This window comes from Dietzia sp. (genome assembly GCF_036741115.1).
Taxonomy (GTDB): Bacteria; Actinomycetota; Actinomycetes; order Mycobacteriales; family Mycobacteriaceae; genus Dietzia.
Map to the genome: position 1 here is coordinate 1 of NZ_DAINST010000109.1, position 5,272 is coordinate 5,272.

7 protein-coding genes are annotated in these 5,272 nt (G+C 67.8%); 3 read left to right on the plus strand and 4 right to left on the minus strand.

From position 1 onward, the window contains the following. Window positions 1-468: DEAD/DEAH box helicase (locus V7E05_RS13075; RefSeq protein ID WP_333620088.1), on the minus strand; the 468-nt coding region annotated here is incomplete at its 3' end. Between the two features lie 168 nt (window positions 469-636). Between V7E05_RS13075 and V7E05_RS13080 the strand changes: the two genes are divergently transcribed. Beyond that, window positions 637-1,416, plus strand: a complete 780-nt coding sequence (locus V7E05_RS13080; protein WP_333620080.1) for an inositol monophosphatase family protein — start codon at window positions 637-639, stop codon at window positions 1,414-1,416. A gap of 18 nt (window positions 1,417-1,434) precedes the next feature. Here V7E05_RS13080 and V7E05_RS13085 read toward each other — a convergent pair whose 3' ends face one another. Continuing rightward, entirely contained in the window at window positions 1,435-2,259 is an 825-nt protein-coding gene (locus V7E05_RS13085; protein ID WP_333620081.1) for an ABC transporter ATP-binding protein, read from the minus strand. 80 nt (window positions 2,260-2,339) lie between these two features. Here V7E05_RS13085 and V7E05_RS13090 point away from each other — a divergent pair, with 80 nt between their 5' ends. Together V7E05_RS13090 and V7E05_RS13095 are read left to right on the plus strand one after the other, a co-directional pair. After that, window positions 2,340-3,143, plus strand: a complete 804-nt coding sequence (locus V7E05_RS13090; protein WP_333620082.1) for a thymidylate synthase — start codon at window positions 2,340-2,342, stop codon at window positions 3,141-3,143. Continuing rightward, entirely contained in the window at window positions 3,140-3,715 is a 576-nt protein-coding gene (locus V7E05_RS13095) for a dihydrofolate reductase (RefSeq protein WP_333620083.1), read from the plus strand. The genes V7E05_RS13090 and V7E05_RS13095 overlap by 4 nt, the downstream gene beginning before the upstream one ends. A gap of 23 nt (window positions 3,716-3,738) precedes the next feature. Here V7E05_RS13095 and V7E05_RS13100 read toward each other — a convergent pair whose 3' ends face one another. Both V7E05_RS13100 and V7E05_RS13105 read right to left on the minus strand, forming a co-directional pair. Further along, window positions 3,739-4,431: an NYN domain-containing protein gene (locus tag V7E05_RS13100; RefSeq protein ID WP_333620084.1), complete on the minus strand. Its 693-nt coding sequence runs from the start codon at window positions 4,429-4,431 to the stop codon at window positions 3,739-3,741. A 267-nt stretch (window positions 4,432-4,698) separates the two neighbouring features. Beyond that, window positions 4,699-5,272, minus strand: a 574-nt coding sequence (locus V7E05_RS13105; RefSeq protein WP_333620085.1) for a LiaF domain-containing protein, incomplete at its 5' end; no start/stop codon positions are given.

Sequence of the window (5,272 nt, forward strand, 5' to 3'; positions counted from 1 at the left end):
CAGGCCTTCGCGGGACCCGGACGTCAACAACAAATAGAACGACTCCGGAGTGGTGACGAGGATGTCCGGGGGCTTTCGGCGCTGCTTGGCGCGCTCGCCTGGCGGCGTATCCCCGGTGCGGATGCCGACGGTGACCTCGCGGGGTGGAAGGCCCTCGGCCTCGCGGGTGCGCGCGATGCCCGCGAGCGGCGCGCGGAGGTTCCGCTCGACGTCCACGGCGAGCGCTTTGAGTGGAGAGATGTAGACGACCTGCGTTCCGCTGCGCTCCGACTCCTCGGCGAACAGGCGGTCGAGCGCGGAGAGGAACGCTGCGAGCGTCTTGCCCGAGCCCGTGGGCGCCACGACCAGCGTGTGTGCACTCCGCGCGATGGAGTCCCAGGCCCCGGACTGGGCTGCGGTGGGCGCACCGAACGACTCGGCGAACCACTGCGCGGTGGGCTGCGAGAATGACTCGGGCAGCGGGGGCACCCCGCGCCCCCCTGCGTGTCCGCTCTCGCTACTTTCCTTCACGTCCATCATTGTTCCGCACATCACAGACATTCCGCCCCGCCCGGTTCCATGACAGACCCCGTATGACGCCGGACGAACTTCGTCGACCTGTCGAAAGTGTCGGCCCCACTCCCTAAGCTCGAAAGAGTGAGAGAACTAGGCGACCATCAACTCGCGTACTACCTGGCCGAGGGCATCGGCGCCATCGCCACGGGTGCCCGCTCGGGCGGGCTCATCGAGGGCCGGCCCCTCGCCCGCGTCGCCAACGCCGTGGCGCACGAATGGGCGGAGGAGGTCCTCGCGGCCCAGCGCCCCGAGGACGGGATCCTGTCCGAGGATTTCGCGGACGATCTGTCGCGGCTCGAGAAATCCCGTGTGTGGGTGCTCGACGTGATCGACGGGACCAAGCAATACGCCACAGGGCGAGGCGACTGGGCCGTGCACGTGGCCCTCTCGGTCGACGGCGAGATCGCGGCCGCGGCGGTCGGCATGCCCGACGCTCAGCGGGTGTTCCGGGACGATCTCTGCCAGTACGTCGACGGGCCGATGTCAGGGACGATCGTCGCCTCACGCTCCACCCCGCCGGCGGGGATCGAGGACTTCGCCGCGCGGCTGGGCCGCAAGGTCCGCCCCATGGGCTCGGCCGGCGCGAAGACCATCTCCGTGCTACTCGGCGACGCCGACGTCTACATCCACACCGGCGGACACAACGAGTGGGATCAGGCCGCGCCTTTCGGTGTCGCCCGCAGCGCCGGACTGCACGTTTCCCACCTCGACGGCACCCCGCCGAGCTTCAATCTCGAGGACCCGTGGCGCGAAGACCTCGTGGTGTGCCGCCCGGAGATCGCGGACGAGGTGCTCGCGGCAGCAGCCCAGCTCCCGCCACAGAACTACGTGCGCCGCGATCCCGCCGGCCACCGGCGCTGAGTTGCCGCCGGCGTCGCCCTATTCCCCGACCGCAGTCCAGCGCCCACGGTTACGCTCGACGCGCACCGGGTAGTCGAAGGCCTCGGAGATCACGGCCGACGTAATAGCCTCGTCCGCCGTCCCGCATGCGAGCTCCTGCCCGTCGGCGAGGACCATCGCGTGGCTCGTCGAGGCCGGGAGCTCCTCGAGATGGTGCGTCACCATCACCGTCGCGAGCTCCGGGCGCAGCTCGCCGAGCCGCGCCACGACCGTGAGCAGCGTTTCCCGGGCGGCGAGATCGAGGCCGGTCGTCGGCTCGTCGAGGAGCAGCAGACGCGGCTGGGTCATCAGGGCGCGGGCGATGAGCACCCGGCCGCGCTCGCCCTGCGAGAGCACCTCCCACTTGCGGTCCGCCTTCGTCGCGATGCCGAGCGCCTCGAGAAGCTCCTCCGCCCGTTCGCGCTCGACCTCGCTCGGCTCCCAGTGCCTCCGCAGGCCCGTCGCCCCGAGCAGACCGGTGAACAGCGATTCCCGCACGGATAGCCAGGGCTCGATCCGCGACCGCGGATCGACGTGGCCGATGATCGTCCGCAGCCACTGCATGTCCACGCGGCCGAGGCGATGGCCGAGCACGTGCACCTCCCCGGACGTCGGATGCTCCCGGGCCCCGCACAGGCTTAGCAGCGTCGACTTCCCGGCTCCGTTCGGACCCAAGAGCGCCCAGTGCTCCCCCGGGCGGACGTGAAAGGATACGTCCTGCAGGAGCGGTCGCCGCTGCCGCACGAGGGTCACCGAATCGATGGCCAAAACGAATTCCGCAGCGTCCGCCGTCATCCCCGATAGTCCTTCCGCGTGCTCTGGCATTCGCGCTCCTCCAGGTATCGGCGACGGACGCACCGCGCCGCGTTCGCATCGGCAGGCCGGACTCGGCCATAATCAAGGGTATGTCCGCGATTCCCACGCCCTACGAGGACCTCCTGCAGCTCGTGCTCGACGAGGGCACGCCGAAATCCGACAGGACGGGCACGGGCACGCGTTCGCTCTTCGGCCGGCAGCTGCGGTACGACCTCGCCGAGGGCTTCCCGCTGATTACCACGAAGCGCGTCCACTTCAAGTCCGTCGCGTACGAGTTGCTGTGGTTCCTGCGCGGCGATTCCAACGTCGGGTACCTCCACGAGCACGGCGTCTCCATCTGGGACGAATGGGCCTCGCCCACCGGCGATCTCGGCCCCGTCTACGGCGTGCAGTGGCGCTCGTGGCCCACCCCGGACGGCCGCCACATCGACCAGATCGCCCGCGCACTCGACACCCTGCGCGAGAACCCCGATTCGCGGCGCAACATCGTCTCGGCCTGGAACGTCTCCGAACTCGAGAACATGGCGCTCCCGCCGTGCCACATGATGTTCCAGTTCTACGTCGCCGACGGCAAGCTCTCGTGCCAGCTCTACCAGCGCTCGGCGGACATGTTTCTCGGCGTGCCGTTCAACATCGCCTCCTACGCGCTGCTCACGCACATGATGGCGCAGCAGGCCGGCCTCGAGGTCGGCGAGTTCGTGTGGACCGGCGGCGACTGCCACATTTACGACAACCACGTCGAGCAGGTCCGCACGCAGCTGTCACGTTCGCCGTACCCGTATCCGAAGCTCGAGCTGCGCAACGCCGATTCGATCTTCGACTACCGTTTCGATGACTTCGAGATCATCGGCTACGAGCATCACCCGGGCATAAAGGCGCCGGTGGCGGTGTGAGCGTGCGTGCAGACGCAGACGCTGGCGCCGGCGACGGCGCAGACGCCAGGGGCGCGAACGCTCCGCGCGTGCGGATGGTCTGGGCGCAGGCCCGCGACCGCGTGATCGGCACCGGCACCGGCATGCCGTGGTCGGTGCCGGAGGACATGCGCCATTTCGTCGCCACGACGCGCGGGCGGACCGTGATCATGGGGCGCGCTACATGGGACAGTCTGACGCCGCGCTTCCGCCCGCTCCCCGGCCGCCGCAACATCGTCCTGTCCCGGGACGAGGGATTCGTGCCCGAGGGCGCCGAGCGGACGGGGTCGCTCGCCGAGGCCCTCGATCTCGCCGGCGGCGACGCCGACATCCTCGGCGGCGGCACGGTCTATGCCGCCGCGGAACCCCTCGCGGACTCGGCGGTCGTGACGGAATTCGACGCCACCGCGCCCGGCTCCGTGCGCGCCCCGGCCCTCGATCCCAAGCAGTGGTCGCTCGCCAAGACGGGCGAATGGACGGAATCGGCCGAGGGACATGTCGACGGCTGGGACGGCCCGGTGCGGTACCGGTTCCTCACGTACGTCCGGGCGTAGTAGCGACCCAACCAACACGGCGGTCAACGACCTTGCATCCAATAAATGCTTGGATCACGGGGCGACTCGAATTGCTCCCTGAACAACCGGGTGTTCCAGGTCCTCCTCGAGCCTGTGGGCTGAAGCCATTTGGTGTGCCGGACCTCCGGCGCGTACCACTGGCACGTTTCTATCTTTGCCGCGTCCTCGTCGATCGCGGCATCAAGTGCCGGCACGAGGTCCGTGTCGTGCGATGCAAGAATCACAAGGCCGATATCTGGTTTCCTCGCCTGCGCTAGGACCTGGAGCGCACAAAGCACATCGATGCCCTTCTCCATGACCTCCATTCGCACCTCGGCATAACCGCTGAGCGTGCTGCAAGCGGTCGGAGCATCCGGGGCCCGGCGGTATCGGAGCGGCCCGTATACGACGCTCACCCGGGGATCCGACTGGCACCACGCCGCCCGTTGCGCCTCGGGCCGGCCGAATTGCCGCGGCTCGTGTGTGCTCGACGGTTGCCTACGAAAGGCCACGACCTGCAAGAGCTCCGCGTCCGGATAGCCCGCTTTCTGTCCGGCGTTCCGCGCATTGATGAGTGTCCGGGCGAAGTGGAACGGGTGGATAAGCGTTTCGAATTTGCGTTCCCCGCGCTCGGCGAAGAGCTCGTGCGCGGTGAGGTGAACGTTCTGGTAGTAGACGACGACGGCGGCGCCAATCTTGGGCTCCTCGGCGCTCATCCCCGCCTCCACAACGAGGAACGTATCCACTCGGCAGGTACGGTTCGAAAGGGTTCAACTCGCGCGAAATAAAATAACCCCGCCAATCGTGGGAATTCCCAGAGTGGCGGGGAGCAATAAAGACAATCTAGCGTTGATTCCGCTGGATCGTCAAGATCCGTGAGTCCATGTGAAGCAGGGGCGAGGACATCCATGGGCAAACCATATGCCTGCCCTCCGGCATTCAGACCGCGCTTCCCGCGCGGTGCCAACCGCTGACCCCGCCGATCAGAACCACTTCCACGTCTTCGGGATCTTCTCGCCGCCGGCGAGCACCCGGATCTTCACGTCGCCCATAAATGAATCGGCCTTGATCCTGATGGTCGGCCCCGTGGGCGACGCGTAGTTCCCCTCGTCGGTCTTGAGACTACCCATGATCCGGTTGCCGCTCAGCACCACTCGCACGCCCGGCGGGACGAGGATCCGGGTGTCGCCGAGCACCGAATGTGTGCTCAGCTCCGAGACCTCCGAGTCGATGATCGCCTCGCGGAGATCGAGGAAGATGTCTCCCAGGTACGCCGCGACTTCGACCTTCGTCGTCAGATCCCAACGTCCCTTGCGCTCGACGTCGTCGAACCACGAGCGGATGGGACCATCGTCCTCGATGACCACCGCAGGCTCCGAGTGCCGCCCGACGACTACTTGGTCGGCGGCATCGGCGGCGCTCATCGGGGTGCCCGACTTCGGAAGCACATCGGCCTCGGAGAGCACCGCCTCGAGCTCGGAACCGGCGGTGGCTTCCCAGATCCTCGCAGAAAGATCGGAGAACTCTGCGAGGGTCAGTCGCCCCCGCCCCACCTGC